Source organism: Micromonospora sp. LA-10, from assembly GCF_051853095.1.
Taxonomy (GTDB): Bacteria; Actinomycetota; Actinomycetes; order Mycobacteriales; family Micromonosporaceae; genus Micromonospora; species Micromonospora echinospora_A.
The window spans coordinates 3,683,592-3,704,304 of record NZ_CP195710.1 but is presented as its reverse complement, the minus strand read 5'-3'; the positions used below and the strand labels follow the sequence as shown (position 1 = coordinate 3,704,304).

The following is a 20,713-nucleotide window of genomic DNA, read 5'->3' as shown; positions in this document are numbered from 1 at the left end:
CGCGTGACCGCCCACGCCGACCCCGCGACCCCCGTCTCCCGCCGCTGGTCGGCACTCGACACCGCAGCCGGTGGCCTCGCCCTCGACCTGGGCCTCTACGCCACCGCCACCGTCTTCGCCGCGATCACCGCCGCCACCTCCACGCTGCCGCCGCACCGCGCCTGGGGCACCGTCGCCACCATCGGGTACGCGCTCGCCACCCTCGCGGCCACCGCGCAACTGCTCGCCCGCCGCCGCGCCGCCGGCACACCCCTGGCCGGGCTGCCCGCACGCTGGACGGTCACCGGAATCACCTGGGCCACCACCGCGCTGCTGCCGATCGTCACGCAAAGCCTCGAACGGGCCGGCGGACGCACCGACCGCGCCCAGGAGGAGGTGATCGTCGTCGAACACGCCGGCACCCGCCTCACCGAGCACGGCACCCCCTACCTCGGCCCCGACGCCATCGCCGCGCTGCCCCCCGGCGAACAACTCCTCGGCTACACCCCCTACCAGCCCGGCATGGCACTGTTCGGGCTGCCCCGGGCCGCGGTGGACGCCTGGTGGACCGACGCCCGCATCTGGTTCGCCGTGGTCACCGCGCTCACCCTGATCGCCCTCGTCGCCACACTGCGCGCCGCCGGCGGCCCGACCGCGCCCCGCCGCGACGCCGCCGTACTGCGCGCCGTCCAGGCCGCCACCGTCCTGCCCATCTGCGCGCTCACCCTGGCCACCGGCGGCGACGACCTGCCCGTACTCGCGCTCTGTCTGCTCGCCCTCGCGCTCGCCGCCGCCGGACGACCCGGCCGCGCCGGACTCGCGATCGGCGCCGCCGGCGCGCTGAAACTCTTCGCCTGGCCGATCGCCCTCGTCCTGCTCTTCTGGGCCGCCACCCGCCGCGCCACCCTGCGCACCGCCCTCGGCGCCCTCGGCCTGCCAGTCCTCGCGCTGGTCCCGGTGCTGCTCGTCGACCGCGACGCCCTCGTCGAGAACGTCCTGCGCTTCCCCCTCGGCCACGGCATGGTGACCAGTCCCGCCCAGTCGCCCTTCCCCGGGCACCTGATCGCCGAGACGCTCCCGGCCGGCCGGGTGATCGCCGCCGCGCTGCTCGTCGCCGCCGGACTCGCGATCGCCGTCCGGCTGCTGCGCCGCCCGCCACGCACCGCCGCGACCACCACGATCATCTGCGGGTACGGGCTGCTCGCCGCGATCCTGCTCATGCCCTCCACCCGCTTCGGCTACCTGCTCTACCCGGCCGCGCTGCTCGTGCTCGCCCCGGCGCTGGCGCTCACCCGACCAGCGGACCCGACGGCATTCCCGGCAACCGCCCCGCGCGATCCGGTCGGAAGGCGTACACCTGAGGGATGACCACCTACCGCGACCGGGCCGAGGCGGGACGGGAACTCGCCGAGCGCCTGACCGACCTCGCCGGCCGACCCGACGTCATCGTGCTCGGCCTGGTCCGCGGCGGCGTACCCGTCGCCCGGGTGATCGCCGACCGGCTCGGCGCACCCCTCGACGTGCTCGTCGTCCGCAAGCTCGGCGTGCCCTGGGCGCCCGAGGTCGCGTACGGCGCGCTCGGCCCCGGCGGCGTGCAGGTCCTCAACGAGATGGTCGCCGGCCGGATCAGCGAGAACGACCGCGCCCAGGTCCGCCGCCGCGAACAGGCCGAACTGGACCGCCGTGAGCAGCGCTACCGCGGCGGCCGCCCGCCACTGGACCTCACCGGACGCACCGCCGTCGTCGTGGACGACGGACTCGCCACCGGCGCCACCGCACGCGCCGCCGTCCAGGTCGCCCGCCACCTCGGCGCCGCCCGCGTCCTCGTCGCCGTCCCGGTCGGATCCGAGCAGGCGTACGAGATGCTCGACGCCGACGCCGACACGGTCGTGAGCTGCCAGCTCCCGCACGACTTCGCCGCCGTCGGCGCGTACTACGAGGACTTCCACGAGGTCTCCGACGACGAGGTCACGCAGGCGCTGACCGCCACTGCGTGAAAACACCCGGTACCGTCGTTGTCATGCAGATGACCTGTCCCAAGTGCCGCGGAGAAATGCGCCAGTACGAGCGCAGCGGAGTAGTCATCGACCAGTGCGGCGAATGCCGGGGCATCTTCCTCGACCGCGGCGAGCTGGAAAAGCTGTTCGATGCCGAGGCCAACTGGAACCAGCAGCACGGCGGCGCCCGGCAGGCCGCGCCCTCCGGTGCCGGCTACCCACCGCCCCCGCCGCCCCCGCCCGCCGCCGCGCCGCACCAGCCCGGCTACGGCGCCGTCCCCCCGCCCCCTCCTCCGCCGCCGCCCGGCCACGGCTACGCGCAGCCCGCGTACGGCCACGGTCAGCAGCAGCACTACGGCTACCACGGCCACTACCGGCGCAAGAAGAAGCACGGCTTCCTCGGCGAGCTGTTCGACTGACCGTCGACAACGCGCACGCCGGGCCGGTGCACCGCATCGACCCGGCGTGCCCGACGTCCTGCTTCCCGCAGTGCGTCTCGTCGTGCCGGGTGTGCCGCGCCGTGGCAGGCTGCACGGCATGAGCCCGATCCGGCAGCACGAGGCGCTGGCCCAGGCGTACGACGGCATCACCGCAGTGGTCACCCCGCTCGACGACGCCGGACTGCAACGGCCCACCCGGTGCCGCGGCTGGCTCGTCGCCGACCTGCTCTTCCACGTGCTCTGCGACGCCCAGCGCGCGCTCGTCGCCCTCGCCAGCCCCACACCCGGACCGGCCGACGTGGACGACGTCAGCTACTGGCGCGCGTTCACCCCCGGCGACGACGACGCGAGCGCCCGGCACGCCTGGTGGGCGCGCCGCTCCGCCGTCGCCTTCGACCGGCCCGCCGGCGTGGTCCAGCTCTGGTCCGACACCGCGCCCGCCGCCGTCCGCGCGGCCACCGCGGCCGACCCCGACGGATACGTGACCACCCAGGGTCACGTGCTGCGCGTACCCCATCTGCTCGCCACCCTGACCACCGAGGCGGTCATCCATCACCTCGACCTGGTGGTGGACCTGCCGCAGGCGCCGCTGCCGGCGGCGGACCCGACGCGGGTCGCGGTGACCACGATGGACGGGCTGCTCAGCGACGAGGCGGTGCGGCCGACCGGCTGGGACGACCACGAATACCTGCTGAAGGCCGCCGGCCGGGTGCCGCTGACCGACCGGGACCGGCTGGAGCTGGGCGAGGCCGCCGGCTGGTTCCCGCTGCTCGGCTGACGCCGCTCAGACGATGGCCATGTCCACGAAGCGCGACAGGTGCAGCTGGGCGGCAACCGTCACCGTGTCGGTCGGCCCATTCCTGTGCTTGGCGATAATGAAGTCCGCCTCGCCCGCGCGCGGCGACTCCTTGTCGTAGTAGTCGTCGCGGTGCAAAAGGATGACAACGTCCGCATCCTGCTCAATTGATCCCGATTCACGCAAATCGGACAGCTGCGGCCGCTTGTCCGTACGCTGCTCCGGGCCACGGTTCAGCTGACTCACCGCGATCACCGGGCACTCCACTTCCTTGGCCAGCAGCTTCAGGCCACGGGACAGGTCCGCGACCTCCTGCTGCCGGCTCTCGGTGCGCTTCGGTGAGGTCATCAGCTGGAGATAGTCGACCACGATCAGCTTCAGGTCGTGCTTCTGCTTGAGCCGCCGCGCCTTCGCCCGGATCTCCATGAGGTTCATGCTCGGTGTGTCGTCGACGAAGAGCGGCGCCTCGCTGATCTCGCCCATGCAGCGGGCCAGCTTGGTCCAGTCGTCGTCGGAGAGCTGGCCGCTGCGCAGCACGTGCAGCGGTACGCGCGCCTCGGCCGAGAGCAGTCGCATGACAATCTCGACCTTGCTCATTTCCAGCGAGAAGATCGCCGCCGCCTGATTGGCGCGAATGGCTGCATTTCGGGCAAAGTCCATTGAAGCGGTCGATTTTCCAAGTCCAGGCCGGCCGGCCACGATAATCAATTGACCGGCGTGCAGCCCGTTGAGCAGGCGGTCCAGATCGGTGAACCCGGTCGGCACACCGGTCATCATCCCGCCCTGGGCGCCGACCGCCTCGATCTCGTCGAGCGTCGGCTGCAGCATGTCGGCCAGGACCGCGAAGTCCTCGCTGACGCGCTTCTCGGTGATCTCGTAGACGGCCTGCTGGGCCAGGTCGACGATGTCGTCCACGTCGCGGCTGCCGCTCGGGCCGGTGCCGTAGCCGAGCTGCACGATCCGGGTGCCGGCCTCGACCAGGCGCCGGAGCACCGCCCGTTCGCCGACGATGCGGGCGTAGTACGCCGCGTTCGCGGCGGTGGGCACGCTGGCGATGAGCGTGTGCAGGTAGGGCGCGCCGCCGATGCGGGCGAGGTCGCCGGAGTCGGCGAGCGCGGCGGCCACCGTGATCGGGTCGGCGGGTTCGCCGCGTCCGTAGATGTCGAGGATCGCGTCGAAGATGGTGGCGTGGACCGGGCGGTAGAAGTCGTTGGTCTTCAGGATCTCCACGACGTCCGCGATGGCGTCCTTGGAGAGCAGCATGCCGCCGAGTACGCACTGCTCGGCGGCCACGTCCTGCGGCGGTGTCTTCTCGAACGGCGCGTCGCGCGGCGGCGGCTCGGACGACGGTTGCCCCCCGGTCCGTTCCGCACGCGTCTCGTCGGTGACCGACACGGGTGCCCCCCTTGCTGCGTCGGATCGAGTCCAGCTGTATCGCTGGGGTGTGACAACTTCCGCCGACCCCTCCGGTCGATCGGGGGTCATCGCCCGGCGGTCGGGGGGACCACGATACGGAACCCGAGGTCAGCGACTCAACAAGGCCGGTGGATGAGCCTCGGGACAACCTGTGGACGCCTGGGGACCGGCATGTGCGCAGGGTGTGCACAGGGTGTGGAAAAGTGATGGGGAATTCCGGGCGTATCGCCTCTGACCTGGCCTTTTCCTGTCCCCACCCTGTGGACGGAAGATTTCCGGCCGAGCTTTGTCGTCGTTCGTCCCGTACTATCGCTGCGAACGGCGACACCTGGGACAGCGGGTTTACTTTCGGGTTGAGAGAGGTCACGCTCCGGCCGTGAGACACCGGGACTGGGTAAGCGGGGAGGACAGCCCGCGCGAGCGACGGCCGAGCGGTTCCTGGGACGAGCCCGCCGGGCCGCGCCGGGTCGACTCGTACCCGCCGGAGAGCTACCGCACGCCGAGTCGGCGGCGGGCGATCGAGCGCGGCCAGGACGAGCCCGTGGACACCTACCTTCCCCGCTGGGCGCTGGAGTCCGGGGTGAGTCGCGCGGACGGTGGCGGGCGGCACGCGGCGCCCGACGACGACGAGGTCGAGGTCGAGACGCCGTCCTCCGGAAGTGGCTGGCGCACGGAGGCCAGCCGCCGGCGTGAGCAGCGGGCGATCGGTGCGGGTCCGTTGTCGGACCACACTGCCGAGTGGACGATGGACGCCCCCCAGGAGCGGGGGTACGTGGGGAACAGGCGTGCCGACTCGGACGACGAGCCGGTGTCGGGAGTGTCGCCCCGTAGTCGTCCCCGCCGCGCGGCGACCCGACGTCCGCAGGTGACCTGGTCCGGGCTGCCGGAGTCGGCCGGTCCGGGCGACGAGGAAGCGGCGCGGGACAGCGAGCGGGCGGGCCGGCGGCGTCGATCGACGTCGGGTTCTTCCTGGCCGCCGCCGGTGGCGTCGGACTCCGCCTGGTCGCGGTCGGCGGGGTCGGGCTCGGACCGGTCCCGGCCGGCGACGTCGGATGCCGACTGGCCGGCGGCGGAATCGCGGCGGCCGGCGTCGGCGGCGCCGGAGTCGGGCTGGTCGTCGTCGGCGTCATCGGGCCGGTCACCGTCTTCGGCTTCGGAGTCGACCTGGTCGCGGTCGGTGGCCCCGTCGGGTCCGGACCGGTCCCGGCCGGCGGCGGATCCCTGGCAGCGGCGTCGGGCAGCCGATCGCGAGCCGCCGGAGCCGCCACCTGCGGTCGACCCGTGGGACGCGTCGGGCGTGCACGCCTGGGACCGGTCAGCGCCCGGTGGCGGCTGGCGGCAGGCGGAGAGCCGGTGGGACCGCACGGGCGAGTGGGACCGGTTCACCGACACCGGCTATCTGGAGCCGGTCCGCGACGAGGTCGACCCGTGGGACCGTACTGCCCCGCCGGTGCGGGAGGGCTGGGCGTCACCGGAGCGGGCCGAGGCGTTCTGGTCGGGTACCCGGCTGGCCGGTGACGATCCGCGGTGGATGGAGACGCCGACGTCCGCGCCGAGGTCGCCGGCGGTGGCGTACGCGGCTCCGCGTCCGCGTGCCGTGCCCCGCAGCCGGCCGGTGGCGCCGGCCGGGTCGACGCTGCGGCGGCGGGTCGAGACGATCGGTGGCGGCTCGTGGGGCCGGCGGCTGGAAGACGACCTGCTGGACCCGGATCCGGGTGGACCGCTGCGGCCGCTCGTCTACACGGTGGCGTGCTACCTGGTTCCGGCCGTGCTGCTCGTCGTCGGCCTGCTGTTCCTGAGCGGTCAGCCTCCGGCGGGTTGCGTCACCGACATCACCGGTGGCGGTTGCGACTCGCCGCGTACGCATGCCCTGGATTCTCTGGTGTCGGCGGCGCCGCGGTTCGGTTTGGCGCTGGTGAGCAGCCTGGTGGTGGCGGTGCTGCTACGGCAGGTCGGGACGACCTGGCGGTCGGCGACGGTGGCGCTGGCGGCGGCAGTGGTGGGCGGTGGCCTGTCCACGGTGGTGATCAGCGCGGTGACGGGTAACCCGCTCGGCTGAGGCCCGGCGAGACCGGGGCTGCGGCCCGGGTCGTGGTGACGGGAGATGCGGAAGGGCCCGCACCGGAAACCGGTGCGGGCCCTTCGCGTCGTGCTACGGGTGTCAGCCCTTGACCACGTTCAGGTCGAACTTGGCGGTCACCTCGGGGTGCAGCCGGATGCTGACCGGGTACGAGCCGAGCGCCTTGATGTGGCCGGGCATCTCCAGCCGGCGGCGGTCCAGCGTCGGACCGCCGGCGGCCTTGACGGCGTCGACGATCTCGGCCGGGGTGACCGAGCCGAAGAGCCGCCCGCCGTCGCCGGCGCGGGCCTTCAGGTTGACCTTCAGGCCCTCGATCTGGGTCTTGACCTCGGTGGCGTGGCCGAGGTCGCGGATCTCGCGGGCCGAGCGGGCCCGCTTGATGACCGTGACCTGCTTCTCCGCACCCTTGGTCCAGGCGATCGCGAAGCCCTGCGGCAGCAGGTAGTTACGGCCGAAGCCGTCCTTCACCTCGACGATGTCGCCCGGAGAGCCGAGGCCGGACACCTCCTGAGTGAGGATGATCTTCATGTCCGTGCCTCCTCTCAGCGGGCCGTGGCCGTGTACGGCAGGAGCGCCATCTCGCGGGCGTTCTTGACCGCACGGGCGATCTGCCGCTGCTGCTGCGAGGTCACGCCGGTCACCCGTCGAGCGCGGATCTTGCCGCGGTCGGAGATGAACTTGCGCAGCAGCGCGGTGTCCTTGTAATCGATATAGGTGATCCCGTCCTTGTCGAGCGGGTTCACCTTCTTCTTCGGCTTGCGCAGTGCCGCAGCCTTCGCCATTGCTCTTGCTCCTGGTTTGCGATCGCGGGCGCTCGGCGCCATCAGAACGGGGGCTCCTCGTCGAAGTTTCCGCCGCCCGAACCACCGCGGGAGGAGGGGGCGGGGGCAGCAGAGGCCCAGGGGTCGTCGAAGTTGCCTCCGCCGCCACCCTGGCCGCCACCACCACCGAAGCCGCCGCCACCGCCACCGGAGCGGGACATCTTCTGCACCTTCGCCGTGGCGTAGCGCAGGGACGGGCCGATCTCGTCGACCTCCAGCTCGATGACGGTGCGCTTCTCACCCTCACGGGTCTCGTACGACCGCTGACGCAGCCGGCCGGACACGATCACCCGAGCGCCACGCTGCAGCGACTCGGCGACGTTCTCGGCGGCCTGGCGCCAGACCGTGCACGAGAGGAACAGCGGCTCGCCGTCCTTCCACTCGCCGGAGGCCTTGTCCATGAAGCGGGGCGTCGAAGCGACCCGGAACTTGGCGACCGCCGCGCCGGAGGGGGTGAACCGCAACTCGGGGTCATCGGTCAGGTTGCCGATGACCGTGATGGTGGTGTCTCCTGCCATGACCATCTCCTCGCGCACTCATCTTTGTGTCGTACAGGCTCTCAGAGCCGTACGACAGCGTGGATGAGGCTTGATCCGGACGTGTGGGGACTAGATGCTCAGCGCATCTCCGGGCGAATGACCTTGGTGCGCAGCACCGACTCGTTGAGTCGGAGCTGACGGTCCAGCTCACCAACGGCCTCCGGCGTCGCCTGGAGGTCGATGACGGCGTAGATGCCCTCGGCCTTCTTGTTGATCTCGTACGCGAGGCGCCGGCGGCCCCACACGTCGGTCTTCTCCACCGAGCCACCCGCGGTCCGAATCACGTTCAGGTACGTGTCGAGCGACGGGGCGACGGTGCGCTCCTCGAGGCTGGGGTCGAGGATCACCATGACTTCGTAATGACGCAAGACGTGCTCACCTCCTGTGGGCTAAGCGGCCACGGTCCTTCCGTGGCAGGAGGTCGTGCGTCGTTGCCGTGACCGTTCCGGGGGAACCCGGCTGGACACGGGCAACCGGACCAGAATAGCCGGTGCGGACGATCATGGCCGGACCGGCCGACCCATACGCTCCGGACGCGGTGACAGGGGCCCACCTGCGGCCTCGCGAGCCGGCAGGCGGACCCCTGTCCACGGGGCCGCGGGGCGTCCCGTCCGCATTCCTTGGGTGGGACCTGGGGAGGAACGACCACACCGATGAGGTTGGATCGAAGACGCCCCGCGGAGCTTTATCGTGTTGTCACCTGCGCTGACCATACAATGGCTCTCGTCACCACTTGGGGTAAATGGAGGATTTAGTCCGGACTTCCGATCGGCAGTGCCGGATGACGAGTGGATCCCGCCCCGTCGTGCCGGGCCGCACGCCGGGGCGTCCCGTTACCGGGCGTCGACCCCTTCGCCGTACGTGCTGTGGACCACGTGCGGGCGGAGCGTCGACCATCGATCCCACCTCGGACAACGACCGCCGGCCCGGGTGGTGACGCCTCCGACCCGCCGGGCGCCTCCGGCGAGCGCGGCGACCGTCGCAGGCGCGACGTAGGCTGCCCTGCATGCGAATCGGAGCCCACGTCGATCCGACCGACCCGCTGGCCGAGGCGGCCGCCCGGCAGGCCGAGGCGGTGCAGTTCTTCCTGGCCGACCCGCAGGGCTGGAAGGCCCCGAAGCCGCGTGAGGACGCCGAGCGCCTGCGCGCCGCCGACGTCGACCTCTACGTGCACGCGCCGTACGTGATCAATGTGGCCACGCTCAACAACCGGATCCGCATTCCCAGCCGCAAGCTGCTACTCGCCCACGCCACGGCCGCGGCGGCCGTCGGCGCCAAGGGGCTGATCGTGCACGGCGGCCACGTCAACGCCGGCCAGGACGTCGCCGTCGGCTTCGACAACTGGCGCAAGACCTTCGCGTACGCGGCGGAGTCCGGCGGGTTCCCGCTGCCGGTGCTGATCGAGAACACCGCCGGCGGTGACAACGCCTGTGCCCGGCACCTCGACGCGCTGGCCCGGCTCTGGGACGCGCTCGGTGACCACGAGGTCGGCTTCTGCCTCGACACCTGCCACGCGCACGCGGGCGGCGAGGAGCTGCTGGGCCTGGTCGACCGGGTGAAGGCGATCACCGGCCGGATCGACCTGATCCACGCGAACAACTCGAAGGGTGCCTTCAACTCCGGTCAGGATCGGCACGACAACCTCACCGGCGGCACCATCGACCCGGAGCTGCTGGTGGCCGTGATTCGCGCGGCAGGCGCGCCGGTGATCGTGGAGACCCCCGGCGGCGTCGAGGGTCAGGCCGCCGACATCGCGTTCCTGCGCGGGCAGTTGGGCGCGGCGGAGTGACCACCGAGAAGTCCGGCACGACCGGCCGCCGGTCCGGCGCCGAGACCCGGGCGGACGGGACCGGCGCGGAGAAGCGGCCGGACGACGCGGCCGGGGTCTCGCCCGGCAACGGCTCGTCCGGCCCGGGCGCGGGCTCGTCCGGCGCGGGCTCGTCCGGCGCGGGCTCGTCCGGCGCGGGCTCGTCCGGCGCGGGCTCGTCCGGCGCGGGCTCGTCCGGCGCGGGCTCGTCCGGCGCGGGCGGCTCCGGTAAGGACGACACCGCCGGCACGGCGACGAGGGCCGGCAGGGCGAAGCGGACCGGCAAGGCGGGCCGCACCGGCAGGACAAAGGCGGCAGGCGCGGCGAGCGCCGCCGACAGCACAAGCACCGCCGACGAGCCGAGCGCCGCCGAGAAGGCCAGATCCGCCGACATGACGAGCGCCGCCGACAAGGCCGGGCCCGTCGACAAGCCGAGCGCCGTAGACGAGGCAGGTGCCCTCGACAAGGCAGGGGCCAGCGCCGAAGCCGGCGCCGCGAACCAGGCCGAGGCCCGGGACGTGACCAGGAGGAACGGCGACGCCGAGGAAGACCGCGTCACCGTGGCGAAGGCCGGAGCCCGGGACAAGGCGGACGCCGCGAAGGGCGACACCGAGAAGCAGGACAACGCCGCAAAGAACGGCGACCCCGCGAGGAAGGACGGCGTCGAGAAGAAGGACGAAGCCAGCAAGAACGGCGACGCCAGCAAGAGCGACGACGCTGGCAAGAACGGCGACGTCGGCAAGAGCGGCGACGCCGGCAAGAGCGACGACGCCGGCAGCGCCGGGAAGAAGGACGGTACGGACGGCGACAAGCCGGCCGACCCGTGGTCCGCGTTCGGTCCCGCACCGGAGCCGGTGCTCGGCCGCCCCCGCCGGGCTGTCCGCGCGGTGGGCCGGTTCCTGGTGCACGAGTGGACGCTCGCCGTCGTCGCCGCGCTGGCGCTGGCGGCGGCGATGACCTGGCCCACGCTGCGCTATCCGCGGCACACGCTGCCGCAGGACTACTGGGACCCGAGCCTGCAGGCGTGGCAGATGGCCTGGTCCGGGCACATCCTGCGGACGAACCCCGCGCAGCTGTGGCACTCGAACACGTTCTATCCGGAGAACTGGAGCTTCGCGTTCTCCGACACGCTGCTCGGGTACGCCCCGGCCGGCCTGATCGGGGTCGGCCCGGAGCACGCCGTGCTGCGCTACAACATCATGTTCGTGCTGGCGCACGCGCTCGCCGCGTTCGGGGCGTACGCGCTGGCCCGGCAGCTCGGCGCGGGCCGGATCGGCGGCGCGGTGGCCGGGGCGAGCTTCGCCTACGCGCCGTGGCTGCTGGCCCAGGCCGGCCACCTGCACATCATCTCCAACGGCGGCATCCCGTTGGCGCTGGCGATGCTGGCCCGGGGTCACGGCTGGTCATTGCGGTACGGGTACCGGCCGCGCCGCCGGCACGCGGGCTGGGCGTTCGCCGGGTGGCTGGTGGCCGCGTGGCAGCTCAGCCTCGGCTTCGGCATCGGGCTGCCGTTCGCGTACATGCTGGCGGGGACCGGCCTGGTCTCGGTGGTGCTGTGGTTCGTGCGACGGCGCAAGGTGAAGCGCCCGTTCGGCTGGCGGCTGTTCCTGGCCGACGTGCTGGGCGGGCTCGCTTTCGCGGCGGTGGGCGCGGCGCTGGCGGGACCCTATTTCAAGGTCGCCGAGCTGCACCCGAACGCGGAGCGCACGATCGGCGACATCGGCCTCTACTCGCCGCCGGCGAGCGGGTTCTTCACCGCGCCGGCCGAGTCCCGCGTCTGGGGTGGTCTGCACGAGGGCGCCCGGGCCGTGCTGCCCTGGCATCCGGAGATGACGCTGCTGCCGGGCTTCGTGCTGTACGCGCTCGCCGCCGGGGGCCTGTTCTTCTCGGTGTGGCGGGTCCGGCACCGGATCTTCCTGCTCGCCGGGGTGCTGGTGACGATGGCGCTGGCGATGGGCACCCGGTTCTTCGGCGGCCGGTTCACCTACGTGCCGCTCTTCGACTACCTGCCGGGCTGGAGCGGGCTGCGCACGCCGGGCCGGATGATGCTCTGGACCACCCTGTTGCTGGGCCTGCTCGCGGCCGGCGCGGTCACCGCGTTCTGCATGCGGGTACGCGAGCTGGCCGCCGAGCGGGTGCCGCCGTGGCCGGGTCCGTGGCTGCGGCTGGCGACGCTGCTGCCGTTGGCGCTGGTGCTGGTGGAGGGGCTGAACGCCACGCCGCAGCCGGTGGTGCCGCGGCAGCCGGCGGCGCTGCGAACGGTGGACGGGCCGATGCTGGTGCTGCCGAGCAGCCAGAACCTGGATCAGCCGGTGATGCTCTGGTCCACCGACCGGTTCCAGCCGATGGTCAACGGCGGCAGCGGCTTCACGCCACGGTCGCAGGCCCAGATCCGCGAGGCCACTGTCAGCTTCCCCGACTACGCGAGCGTCGACTATCTGCGGAAGATCGGCGTGAAGAACGTGGTGGTGCTGCGCGACGAGCTGGAGGGCACCCCGTGGGAGGGGATGCTGGACCGGCCGGTCGACGCGCTGGGCGTGGCCCGGGAGCAGGTCGGCGAGGCGGTCGTGTTCCGGCTCTAGGCCGACCTGCTCCGGTCGCTCAGACGGGTACGGGTTCGGCGGGTTGTTCGGCGGCGCGCGCCCGCCAGCGTTGATGCCAGGGCGCGTCGGGCGCGCCGTCGAGCACCCCGCCGTCGGGGTCATCGGCGTAGGTCTGCCGGACCGCGTCGAGTTCGGGCCGCATGATGTCCCGGATGATGAATCCGCAGAGCACCGCCACGGTGATCAGACGCAGGCTCGACGCCAGCACGAAGACGCCCTCGGGGAAGACGGGCCGGGACATGGCCGTGCCGAGTAGTTCGCCGTAGAACGCGGCGAAGTAGCCGACCTCGGCGATCTGCCAGGCCAGGAACGCGCCCCAGCGCGGCCGGGCGAGCACCGCGAGCGGCAGCAGCCAGAGCACGAACTGCTGGGACCACACCTTGCTGAAGATGAGGAACGCGGCGACGACCAGGAAGGCGAGCTGGGCCAGCCGGGGCCGGCGCGGCGCGAGCAGCGCCAGTCCGGCCACGCCGAGGCAGGCCAGCCCGAAGAGCAGGTACGACACCCAGTTGAGGGTGGGGATGTTGGCGTTGAGCCATTCGAACGGCCCGAGTTCGCCGGGTGCGGACGGGCTGATCCGGCCGTCCAGGTAGCGGCCGATGTACCAGAGCGTGCCCCAGTCGATGGGTCGTGTGGTGTTCAGGTCGAAGAAGCGTTCCCAGTTCTCCCGGTAGGGGATCGCCACCGGCAGGTTGACCGCCACAAGGGACACCAGCGCGGTGGCGGTGGCGACGAGCCCGGCCGCCAGTTTGCCGGCCCGCAACGTGAGCATCAGGATCGGGCCGAGGAGGAACAGCGGCCACATCTTGGCCGCGCCGCCGAGTCCGATCAGCACGCCCGCCACTGCGGGCAGCAGCATCGCGTACCGGTCGGGGCGGGCACGCGCCCAGGCGAGCAGGCCGAACGCGGCCAGGCCGATGGCGAGCAGGTCCCAGTTGACGGTGGCGGTGAGCACCAGGGCCGGGGAGAGCGCGAACAACGCGGCGTCCCAGGGTCGTCGTCGGCGCAGGCTGAGGATCACCGCGACGGTGGCGACGGCGAGCGCGCCGAGCACCAGCGCGTTGAGGTTGTAGAACCACTGCCCCTGGTTGATGGCGGGGTTGTCGACGCCGAGGGCGTGCACCGGCAGGCCGAGTGCGCCCATGAAGTAGCCGGTCAGCACGGGGTACTCCACCGGGTGGTCGGCGTAGGGCACCTTGCCCTCGTTGAGCCCTTCGGCGTAGTAGAGCGCCAGCACGTCGGTGTAACACATGCGGGTGTACTGGATGTTGTTCTGCCAGGCGCCGTCCTGGCAGGGGGATTTCTGCACCCAGTGCAGGGCCAGCGTCAGGCAGACGAGCGCCAGCACGATCCGGCCGGCGGTCCAGAACCGGCTCTCGCGGCCGGCCGGCCGGTCCAGGGCGGCGGCGTGGTCGCCGAGCGGCCCGCCGATCAGACCGGAGGCGCCGCGGACGAACCAGTCCGAGCGGGACGGGTGGTCGATCGTCTCTGTCGATCGTGGCGCCGCCTCGGACGCGCCGGGCTCATCGATGCCTGCGGGCGACTGGGTGCTCATGGAGAGGCATCCTGCCGTACACAGGGGGTCGCCGTCCCGTCGCGCGCGGAGAAATTCCGGTACGCGAAACGCCGGCGGCGGCCGGACCGCTCGGGTCCGGCCGCCGCCGTCAGGTCGTGCGCGTCAGTTCTGTCGTGTCGGTGGTGTGCTCGGTAGCAGCCCGCCACCGCCGCCACCACCGCCGGGGCGTCCGCCGCCACCGGGTAGCCCGCCTCCGCCGGGGGTGCCGCCCTGGTCGCCGCCGCCGGGGTTGCCCCCGCCGGGCGTGCCTCCGGGGCAGAACAGGCCCAGCGGGTCGCAGCCCGGCCCGCCCGGCTGGCCGGGTTCGTTCGCCGGCGGCGGGATCTCGCCGTTGCCGGCGTCGTCCTCGCCGACGTTCGCCGCGGGCGGGAACTCTTCCTTGTCCTTGCCCTTGAGCGCGCTGTCCATGAAGCGCTTGAAGATGTCACCCGGCATCCTGGCGCCGCTGATGTCCCGGCCGTCCTTGTACTGGATCGGCTTGCGGTCCTTGACGTTGCCGACCCAGACGGCGGTGGCGAGCTGCGGCGTGTAGCCGATCATCCAGGCGTCGCCGTTGCGGCTGGTCTTGTCGCCGAGTTCCCAGGTGCCGGTCTTCTCGGCGACCTGACGGCCGTCGTCGAGCCGCTTGTTGATCTGGCCCGGGTACTGCTTCAGCACGGAGGTCACGTCGGCGACGATGTCCTTGTCGATCCGCTGCTGCCCCTTGAGCTTCTCCGCGCCGACCAGGTCCCACTTGCCGGTGTCCGGGTTCTGCTTCTCGACCTTCCGGATGAAGTGCGCCTTGTGGTACATGCCCTGGTTGGCGAAGGTGGCGACACCGTTGGCGTGGTCGAGCACGGTGATCGGGTACTGCCCGTATCCGATGACGTGGAAGAACGGCGACGGCGCCAGGTCCTTCGGGTCGGCCTTGGTCAGGTCGTGCGCCTTGGCCGGGTTGGTGTCGGTCTGCCACATGGTGGTGACGCCGGCCTGCTTGGCCATGTCGAGCACCTTGTCCGGGCCGATCTTCTCGGTGATGTAGTAGAACGGCACGTTCAGCGACTTGAGCGTCGACAGTTCGAGCGTGCAGGAGTCACCACAGGAGACCTTGTCCGCGCCGGCGTTGCTGACCTTGAACTTGGTGCCCTTCGGTGTGAACGCCGAGCCCTTCCACCGGGACTTGAGCGAGATGCCTTCCTTCAGCGCCGCCGCGAGCGTGTAGATCTTGAAGCTCGAACCCGGCGAGTGGCCACCGCTGACGACGCCGTTGTCCATGTTCTTTCCGGCGTAGTCGGTGCCGGTGCCGTTGTCCCCGCCGTAGTAGGCGAGCACGCGGCCGGTCTTCGGGTCGATCGCCACCACGGCGGCCATCAGGTTCGGCGGCTGGCCGGCGAGTTCGGAGCTCTTCTTGGCCCGCTGGGCCGCGGCGAGCGCCGCCTCCTGCATCTTCTTGTTGATCGTGGTGGTGATCTTGTAACCGCCGCGGCTGAGCGCCTTGGCGCAGAGCGGCTTCTTCTCCGTCACCTCGGCCTCGTTGTCGGTGCAGAGCTTCATCTCGCGCAGTTCCTGCGAGACGTAGTTGACGACGTTGCCGTACGGGGTGTCGATGCCGAAGCCGCCGCCGCTGTTCTTCGTCGGCTTCTGGATGTTCTTCGGGTACTCGGTGGGGTGCTGCGGCGTGTTCGGCGCGTCGAGCCACTTCTCGGTGATCATGCCGTTGATCACGTAGTTCCACCGGTCGACAGCGGCCTGGGCGTTGACCGCCGGGTCGTAGCCCTTGTGCGTTGCGCTCGGCTCCGGCTGCTTGATCAGGGCGGCCAGCACGGCGGCCTCCGCCACGTTCAGGTCCTTGACGTTCTTCTTGAAGTACGTCTGCGCCGCCGCCTGGATGCCGTACGCGCCCCGGCCGAAGTAGATGACGTTCAGGTAGTGCTGCATGATCACGCGCTTGTCGTACTTGTCGTTCAGCTTGGAGGCGAGGATCGCCTCCTTAACCTTGCGGCCGTACGTGTCCTGGTTCAGGTTGTCGAACGCGTTGCGCGCGTACTGCTGGGTGATCGTCGAGGCGCCCTGCTTGTCGCCGCCGGTGAGGTTGTTCCACGCGGCCCGGGTGATGCCCTTGTAGTCCACACCGGAGTGCTTGTAGAAGTTCCGGTCCTCTGCCGCGGCCACCGCGTGCTGGACGTGCTCCGGAATCTGGTCGATCGTGACGAGCTGGCGGTTCTGGTCACCGATCCGCGCGATGGCCGTGCCGCTCGAGTCGTAGATCGTGGTGGACAGCGGCGGGATCGTGTCCTCCGGGAGCACCACCTTGGTGGAGTACCAGGTGAAGCTCACCACGCCCATCCCGGCGAGCATGATGAACACGGCGAAGCCGGCGATCAGCATGTTGATCCGGCGGCGCTTCTTCGCGCGCGCCGGGTCCTCGCCGCGGCCACCCCGGCCGGGGCCGAGCGGGCCGCCGGGACCACCGGGGCCGCCGCCGGCGGAGCCGGGCACCCGGGCGCGGCCGCCTACCGCTGCCGCGCCGACGCTCGCCCGTGCGCCGACGCTCGCGCGCCCGCCCACGCTCGCCGCACCGACGCTCGCCGCTCCGACCGCGGCGCGCCCGGCCGGAGCGGCCGGGGAGACCGGAACCGACGCCCGCCCGGCGCCCGCGCGCCCGGTGGCGCCGGGCGCCGGCGAGACCGGCACCGAGGCGCGGCCGCCCGAGCCGGCCCGGCCCACCGAGGCCGAGCCCGATGCCGGGCGCGGAGCCGGAGCGGCGCCACCGACCGAGGCCCGGCCGCCCGAGCCGTACGGTGTCGCGGAGGCGCGCGCCGAGGCGCCGCCGTCCGGGGAGCCGGACCAACCGTTCCCGCCGCGGCTCCAGTCGGAACCGGGGTCGCCGTTCGGGCCCGGGATCTGGGCCCGCCCACGCGAAGAACTGGGATCGCCGTAGTTCATTCCTCACACCCTGCCGGTCGCGGTGGGGCGCGGGGGCGCCGCCACCGGGTTGCCGTGAGCTGGAACACGGGACGTTACCCGCCGGCCGTGCCCGCGGTTGCCCGTCAAATCCGATCTATTCGGACTAATTACGCCTAAGGGCTGTCGATCCTGCCACCCGGGGAATGGGCCGGCAGAGATCAGGACAGCCGCGTTCACCGTTGCGCCTCTCGCCTTCGCCGAGGGGTGGAGCCGTTGGCCGCGACGGAATCCTCCGCGCCCTCCGCCTCGCCCGTGAGACCGTCCCGGCCGAGCAGGAACTGCTCGACGAGATGGTTCCAGTCACAGCCGGGGCAGACCTCCACCACGAACACCTGGAACTCACGCAGCGTCATGGCCAGGACGGGCAACTCGGCCCGGGTACGCGCCTGGCCGGCCGACTGCTTGAGTTCGTCACCGTAAATGTAGTGGACGTGGATCAGGTTCTCACTGCGGCAGATCGGGCAGCGGTGATCGGTCGGCTCGCCGTGGAAGCGAGCAGCGTTCTTCAGGTACGGCGAGGCGTCGCAGACGTCGTACGTGCCGATCCGCCCGGCGAGCAGTTCACGCAGCACCGCCCGCTTCTGGAGCGAGTAGTCGACGACCTGGCGCTGCGTACGCATGCGGCAAAGGGTACGCGCTCCGACGAACCCAGGCGACCATGGTCACGATGCGTGATGATCGCGTCGCGAAAGCAGGGGTTTGCCCCGTACATCGGTCTCCGCTAACGTGCGATGTATCGGTCCGATACATCGCGGTGGTTAGTGCTCCGCGCAGGGGGAAAGAATGGGGTGGCCCGTGCTCGAGCTCGCCATCCTCGGCCTCCTGCAGGAGGCGCCGATGCACGGCTACGAACTGCGCAAGGAGCTGACCGCCAAACTCGGCGCCATCCGGGCGGCGATCAGCTACGGCTCGCTCTACCCGACCCTGCGCCGGCTGCAGGCGGCGGGATGGATCACCGAAGCCGCTGAGACACCCGCGACCGCCGAGGAGGTTCCCGCGCTGACCAGCCGACGCGGTCGGGTGGTCTACACCATTACCGCGGAGGGCAAGGAACGCTTCGCCCAGCTGATAGCGCAGGCTGGACCCGAGACGTACGACGACACGGGCTTCGGCGTGCACTTCGCGTTCTTCGCCCGGACCGACCAGGCCACCCGGCTCCGGATCCTGGAAGGTCGTCGTCGCAAGATCGAGGAACGTCGCGAAGGTCTTCGTGACGTGCTCGGCCGGGCAGCCGAGCGACTCGACGCGTACACCCTGGAACTGCAACGCCACGGGCTCGACGCCTGTGAGCGCGAAGTTCGCTGGCTGGAGGAGCTCATCGCCAACGAGCGCTCCGGCCGGGCCCCGGCCGACCCGCGAACCGGGTCGGCCGACGGCCGACGAGACAACGACAGCCCGCCCACGCCTGGAACGTCCAGGACAGAGCGGCCGTGATGAAGAAGAAGGAGGCAGACGCTATGGGCTCCGTCCGCGTCGCCATCGTCGGTGTGGGTAACTGCGCCTCGTCCCTGGTCCAGGGCGTGGAGTACTACCGGAACGCCGACCCGAACGACCGCGTCCCGGGTCTCATGCACGTCACCTTCGGCGACTACCACGTCTCGGACGTGAAGTTCGTCGCGGCGTTCGACGTGGACGCCAAGAAGGTGGGCATGGACCTCGCGGAGGCGATCGTCGCCAGCGAGAACAACACGATCAAGCTGTGCGACGTGCCGCCGACCGGCGTCACCGTGCAGCGCGGCCCGACCTTCGACGGTCTCGGCCAGTACTACCGCGAGATCGTCGAGGAGTCGGACGCCAAGCCGGTCGACGTGGCGCAGGCGCTGCGCGACGCCCAGGTCGACGTGGTCGTCTCCTACCTCCCGGTGGGCTCCGAGGAGGCCGACAAGTTCTACGCCCAGGCCGCGATCGACGCCGGCTGCGCGTTCGTGAACGCCCTGCCGGTCTTCATCGCCTCCGACCCGGAGTGGGCGAAGAAGTTCACCGACGCCGGCCTGCCGATCGTCGGCGACGACATCAAGAGCCAGGTCGGCGCCACGATCGTGCACCGCGCCCTCGCGAAGCTCTTCGAGGACCGCGGGGTCGAGCTGCTGCGCACGTACCAGCTCAACTTCGGCGGCAACATGGACTTCATGAACATGCTGGAGCGCAACCGCCTGGTCTCGAAGAAGATCTCGAAGACCCAGTCGGTGACCTCCCAGATCCCGCACGAGATGAGCAAGAGCGACGTGCACATCGGCCCGTCCGACCACGTGCCGTGGCTGGACGACCGCAAGTGGGCGTACATCCGCCTGGAGGGCCGTTCCTTCGGCGACACCCCGCTCAACGCGGAGCTGAAGCTCGAGGTGTGGGACTCGCCGAACTCGGCCGGTGTCATCATCGACGCCGTCCGGGCCGCGAAGATCGCGCTGGACCGGAAGATCGGTGGCCCGATCCTCTCCGCCTCCTCGTACTTCATGAAGTCCCCGCCGGAGCAGTACGCCGACCACGACGCGCACGCCGCCGTCGAGGCGTTCATCGCCGGCGAGATCGAGCGCTGACGCGCTGACATGTAAGAAGGAAGGCCGGGTCCGCGCGGACCCGGCCTTCCTTCTTCGCGTACGTCAGGACCAGGCGCGCCGCAGCGCCACGGCCGCCTCCAGCTCCAGCAGCGTCACCTTGCGCGGCAGGCCGCCGCCGAAGCCGACCAGTTTGCCGCCCGCGCCGACGATCCGGTGACAGGGCACGATCACCGGCACCGGATTGCGGTTGCAGGCCACCCCGACCGCCCGCGCGCCGCCCGGGTCGCCGACCGCCTTCGCCACGTCGCCGTAGGTCTTCGTCTCCCCGTACGGAATGCGGGTCATCTCCCGCCAGACCGCGCGTTCGAACTCCGAGCCGCGCGGCGCCGACACCGGCACTGTGAACTCGGTCAGCTCACCGGCGAAGTACGCCCGCAGCTCCGCCGCCGCCAGCCGCGCCACCGCGTCGCCGGGCTCGTCGGCCGCGCCCGCCACCCGGCCGAAATGCGCGCCGCGCACCGCGTCGTCGTCGGTCCCGACGGAGAACTCCCCGATCGGCGAGTCGAGCACAGTCCAGCGCATGCCACCCATTGTCGCGCGCCCGCCGACATTCTCTCTCTGAGGGCGGACTGGACGACCGCTGAGCGAAGTGGATGTTGCACGGCGTCGATACCGTGCAGGTCATGGCCACCGGGACGCTCATCTTCCTGATCATCGGCGGGATCGGTGTCGGCGTGCTGACCCTCGCCCTGCTCGGCTCGGGAGTGCTCCACCTCGGCCAGCCGGACGTCGACGGGCCGGTGTCGCTGGAGGCGGCAGCCGGGTTCACCGGGGCGTTCGGCTTCGGCGGCGCGATCGTCAACGAACTGCTCGGAGGGCGTACCCCCGGAATGATCGCGGCGGCGGTCGCCGGCGGCGCGCTCGCCGCCGTGCCCACCGGCTGGCTCGCGGCCCGGCTGAGCCGCGCGGCCCGCAACATGCGCACCGACGCCACCCCCACCCGCGACCACCTGGCCGGCGCGATCGGCCTGGTGGTGACGCCGATCCCCAGCGGCGGCTACGGCGAGGTGCGGGTGCGCCTCGCGGGTCAGCCGGTGAAGCTCAACGCCCGCGCCGACGGGCCGCTCCCGGTCGGCACCCGGATTTTCGTGGTCGAAGCACTGAGCGAGACCAGCGTGCACGTCGAGACCTACTGACACCTACAGACGGGAATGC

The 20,713-nt window shown here is 71.5% G+C and carries 19 protein-coding genes; 10 read left to right on the top strand and 9 right to left on the bottom strand.

Annotation, left to right across the window (positions count from 1 at the left end; all coding sequences use genetic code 11):
• Positions 1-3 precede the first annotated feature (3 nt).
• The 4 genes from ACSDG8_RS17530 to ACSDG8_RS17515 all read left to right on the top strand — a co-directional run bounded on the left by ACSDG8_RS17530 (position 4) and on the right by ACSDG8_RS17515 (position 3,194).
• A complete protein-coding gene (locus ACSDG8_RS17530) occupies positions 4-1,347 on the top strand; it encodes a glycosyltransferase 87 family protein (RefSeq protein WP_210943042.1) in 1,344 nt (447 codons plus the stop codon).
• Positions 1,344-1,976, top strand: coding sequence for a phosphoribosyltransferase (locus tag ACSDG8_RS17525; RefSeq protein WP_210943041.1), 633 nt, complete (start codon positions 1,344-1,346; stop codon positions 1,974-1,976). The genes ACSDG8_RS17530 and ACSDG8_RS17525 overlap by 4 nt, the downstream gene beginning before the upstream one ends.
• A gap of 23 nt (positions 1,977-1,999) precedes the next feature.
• A complete protein-coding gene (locus tag ACSDG8_RS17520; protein ID WP_030499471.1) occupies positions 2,000-2,395 on the top strand; it encodes a zf-TFIIB domain-containing protein in 396 nt (131 codons plus the stop codon).
• A 118-nt stretch (positions 2,396-2,513) separates the two neighbouring features.
• A complete protein-coding gene (locus ACSDG8_RS17515) occupies positions 2,514-3,194 on the top strand; it encodes a maleylpyruvate isomerase N-terminal domain-containing protein (RefSeq protein WP_439427047.1) in 681 nt (226 codons plus the stop codon).
• A 6-nt stretch (positions 3,195-3,200) separates the two neighbouring features.
• Here the strand turns inward: ACSDG8_RS17515 and dnaB are convergent, their stop codons facing one another.
• Positions 3,201-4,607, bottom strand: coding sequence for a replicative DNA helicase (gene dnaB, locus ACSDG8_RS17510; protein WP_210895492.1), 1,407 nt, complete (start codon positions 4,605-4,607; stop codon positions 3,201-3,203).
• 397 nt (positions 4,608-5,004) lie between these two features.
• On the opposite strand from dnaB, the gene ACSDG8_RS17505 reads away from it, so the two are divergent.
• Positions 5,005-6,687: a hypothetical protein gene (locus tag ACSDG8_RS17505; RefSeq protein WP_439427046.1), complete on the top strand. Its 1,683-nt coding sequence runs from the start codon at positions 5,005-5,007 to the stop codon at positions 6,685-6,687.
• 102 nt (positions 6,688-6,789) lie between these two features.
• Here the strand turns inward: ACSDG8_RS17505 and rplI are convergent, their stop codons facing one another.
• The 4 genes from rplI to rpsF all read right to left on the bottom strand — a co-directional run bounded on the left by rplI (position 6,790) and on the right by rpsF (position 8,436).
• A complete protein-coding gene (gene rplI, locus ACSDG8_RS17500) occupies positions 6,790-7,236 on the bottom strand; it encodes a 50S ribosomal protein L9 (protein WP_210895494.1) in 447 nt (148 codons plus the stop codon).
• 14 nt (positions 7,237-7,250) lie between these two features.
• A complete protein-coding gene (gene rpsR, locus ACSDG8_RS17495) occupies positions 7,251-7,490 on the bottom strand; it encodes a 30S ribosomal protein S18 (RefSeq protein ID WP_007073789.1) in 240 nt (79 codons plus the stop codon).
• A 41-nt stretch (positions 7,491-7,531) separates the two neighbouring features.
• Positions 7,532-8,065 carry a single-stranded DNA-binding protein gene (locus ACSDG8_RS17490; protein WP_210895495.1) on the bottom strand — a complete coding sequence of 178 codons (534 nt, stop codon included), beginning with the start codon at positions 8,063-8,065 and terminating at the stop codon, positions 7,532-7,534.
• An 80-nt stretch (positions 8,066-8,145) separates the two neighbouring features.
• Positions 8,146-8,436 carry a 30S ribosomal protein S6 gene (rpsF, locus tag ACSDG8_RS17485; protein ID WP_013289357.1) on the bottom strand — a complete coding sequence of 97 codons (291 nt, stop codon included), beginning with the start codon at positions 8,434-8,436 and terminating at the stop codon, positions 8,146-8,148.
• Positions 8,437-9,074: 638 nt separating this feature from the next.
• On the opposite strand from rpsF, the gene ACSDG8_RS17480 reads away from it, so the two are divergent.
• Together ACSDG8_RS17480 and ACSDG8_RS17475 are read left to right on the top strand one after the other, a co-directional pair.
• Positions 9,075-9,857, top strand: a complete 783-nt coding sequence (locus tag ACSDG8_RS17480) for a deoxyribonuclease IV (protein WP_210895496.1) — start codon at positions 9,075-9,077, stop codon at positions 9,855-9,857.
• Positions 9,858-10,267: 410 nt separating this feature from the next.
• The gene (locus ACSDG8_RS17475) at positions 10,268-12,457 is read left to right on the top strand and encodes a hypothetical protein (protein WP_247678831.1); all 2,190 of its coding nucleotides are present in this window, start codon (positions 10,268-10,270) and stop codon (positions 12,455-12,457) included.
• A 19-nt stretch (positions 12,458-12,476) separates the two neighbouring features.
• On the opposite strand, the gene ACSDG8_RS17470 is transcribed toward ACSDG8_RS17475, so the two are convergent.
• From ACSDG8_RS17470 to ACSDG8_RS17460, 3 genes are all read right to left on the bottom strand, one after another.
• Positions 12,477-14,033 (bottom strand): glycosyltransferase family 87 protein, encoded by a 1,557-nt coding sequence (locus ACSDG8_RS17470; RefSeq protein ID WP_210895497.1) that lies wholly within the window; start codon positions 14,031-14,033, stop codon positions 12,477-12,479.
• A 123-nt stretch (positions 14,034-14,156) separates the two neighbouring features.
• The gene (locus tag ACSDG8_RS17465; protein ID WP_210895498.1) at positions 14,157-16,979 is read right to left on the bottom strand and encodes a transglycosylase domain-containing protein; all 2,823 of its coding nucleotides are present in this window, start codon (positions 16,977-16,979) and stop codon (positions 14,157-14,159) included.
• Positions 16,980-17,173: 194 nt separating this feature from the next.
• Positions 17,174-17,620, bottom strand: a complete 447-nt coding sequence (locus ACSDG8_RS17460; protein WP_210895499.1) for a DUF5318 domain-containing protein — start codon at positions 17,618-17,620, stop codon at positions 17,174-17,176.
• Between the two features lie 175 nt (positions 17,621-17,795).
• On the opposite strand from ACSDG8_RS17460, the gene ACSDG8_RS17455 reads away from it, so the two are divergent.
• Together ACSDG8_RS17455 and ACSDG8_RS17450 are read left to right on the top strand one after the other, a co-directional pair.
• The gene (locus tag ACSDG8_RS17455) at positions 17,796-18,434 is read left to right on the top strand and encodes a PadR family transcriptional regulator (RefSeq protein WP_073831144.1); all 639 of its coding nucleotides are present in this window, start codon (positions 17,796-17,798) and stop codon (positions 18,432-18,434) included.
• A 23-nt stretch (positions 18,435-18,457) separates the two neighbouring features.
• Positions 18,458-19,537 carry an inositol-3-phosphate synthase gene (locus ACSDG8_RS17450; protein ID WP_013289364.1) on the top strand — a complete coding sequence of 360 codons (1,080 nt, stop codon included), beginning with the start codon at positions 18,458-18,460 and terminating at the stop codon, positions 19,535-19,537.
• A 63-nt stretch (positions 19,538-19,600) separates the two neighbouring features.
• Here ACSDG8_RS17450 and ACSDG8_RS17445 read toward each other — a convergent pair whose 3' ends face one another.
• On the bottom strand, positions 19,601-20,080 hold the full coding sequence (locus ACSDG8_RS17445; protein ID WP_210895500.1) for a methylated-DNA--[protein]-cysteine S-methyltransferase: 480 nt from the start codon (positions 20,078-20,080) through the stop codon (positions 19,601-19,603).
• Positions 20,081-20,151: 71 nt separating this feature from the next.
• Here ACSDG8_RS17445 and ACSDG8_RS17440 point away from each other — a divergent pair, with 71 nt between their 5' ends.
• Positions 20,152-20,694: an NfeD family protein gene (locus ACSDG8_RS17440; protein WP_210895501.1), complete on the top strand. Its 543-nt coding sequence runs from the start codon at positions 20,152-20,154 to the stop codon at positions 20,692-20,694.
• Positions 20,695-20,713: the final 19 nt, after the last annotated feature.

What these genes read in the sequence shown, in the direction of transcription:
- ACSDG8_RS17525 (WP_210943041.1), top strand. Translation starts at nt 1,344, where the DNA reads ATGACCACCTACCGCGACCGGGCCGAGGCGGGACGGGAACTCGCCGAG.
- ACSDG8_RS17520 (WP_030499471.1), top strand. Translation starts at nt 2,000, where the DNA reads ATGCAGATGACCTGTCCCAAGTGCCGCGGAGAAATGCGCCAGTACGAG.
- ACSDG8_RS17515 (WP_439427047.1), top strand. Translation starts at nt 2,514, where the DNA reads ATGAGCCCGATCCGGCAGCACGAGGCGCTGGCCCAGGCGTACGACGGC.
- rplI (WP_210895494.1), bottom strand. Translation starts at nt 7,236, where the DNA reads ATGAAGATCATCCTCACTCAGGAGGTGTCCGGCCTCGGCTCTCCGGGC.
- rpsR (WP_007073789.1), bottom strand. Translation starts at nt 7,490, where the DNA reads ATGGCGAAGGCTGCGGCACTGCGCAAGCCGAAGAAGAAGGTGAACCCG.
- ACSDG8_RS17480 (WP_210895496.1), top strand. Translation starts at nt 9,075, where the DNA reads ATGCGAATCGGAGCCCACGTCGATCCGACCGACCCGCTGGCCGAGGCG.
- ACSDG8_RS17475 (WP_247678831.1), top strand. Translation starts at nt 10,268, where the DNA reads ATGACGAGCGCCGCCGACAAGGCCGGGCCCGTCGACAAGCCGAGCGCC.
- ACSDG8_RS17470 (WP_210895497.1), bottom strand. Translation starts at nt 14,033, where the DNA reads ATGAGCACCCAGTCGCCCGCAGGCATCGATGAGCCCGGCGCGTCCGAG.
- ACSDG8_RS17465 (WP_210895498.1), bottom strand. Translation starts at nt 16,979, where the DNA reads ATGAACTACGGCGATCCCAGTTCTTCGCGTGGGCGGGCCCAGATCCCG.
- ACSDG8_RS17460 (WP_210895499.1), bottom strand. Translation starts at nt 17,620, where the DNA reads ATGCGTACGCAGCGCCAGGTCGTCGACTACTCGCTCCAGAAGCGGGCG.
- ACSDG8_RS17450 (WP_013289364.1), top strand. Translation starts at nt 18,458, where the DNA reads ATGGGCTCCGTCCGCGTCGCCATCGTCGGTGTGGGTAACTGCGCCTCG.
- ACSDG8_RS17445 (WP_210895500.1), bottom strand. Translation starts at nt 20,080, where the DNA reads ATGCGCTGGACTGTGCTCGACTCGCCGATCGGGGAGTTCTCCGTCGGG.
- ACSDG8_RS17440 (WP_210895501.1), top strand. Translation starts at nt 20,152, where the DNA reads ATGTTGCACGGCGTCGATACCGTGCAGGTCATGGCCACCGGGACGCTC.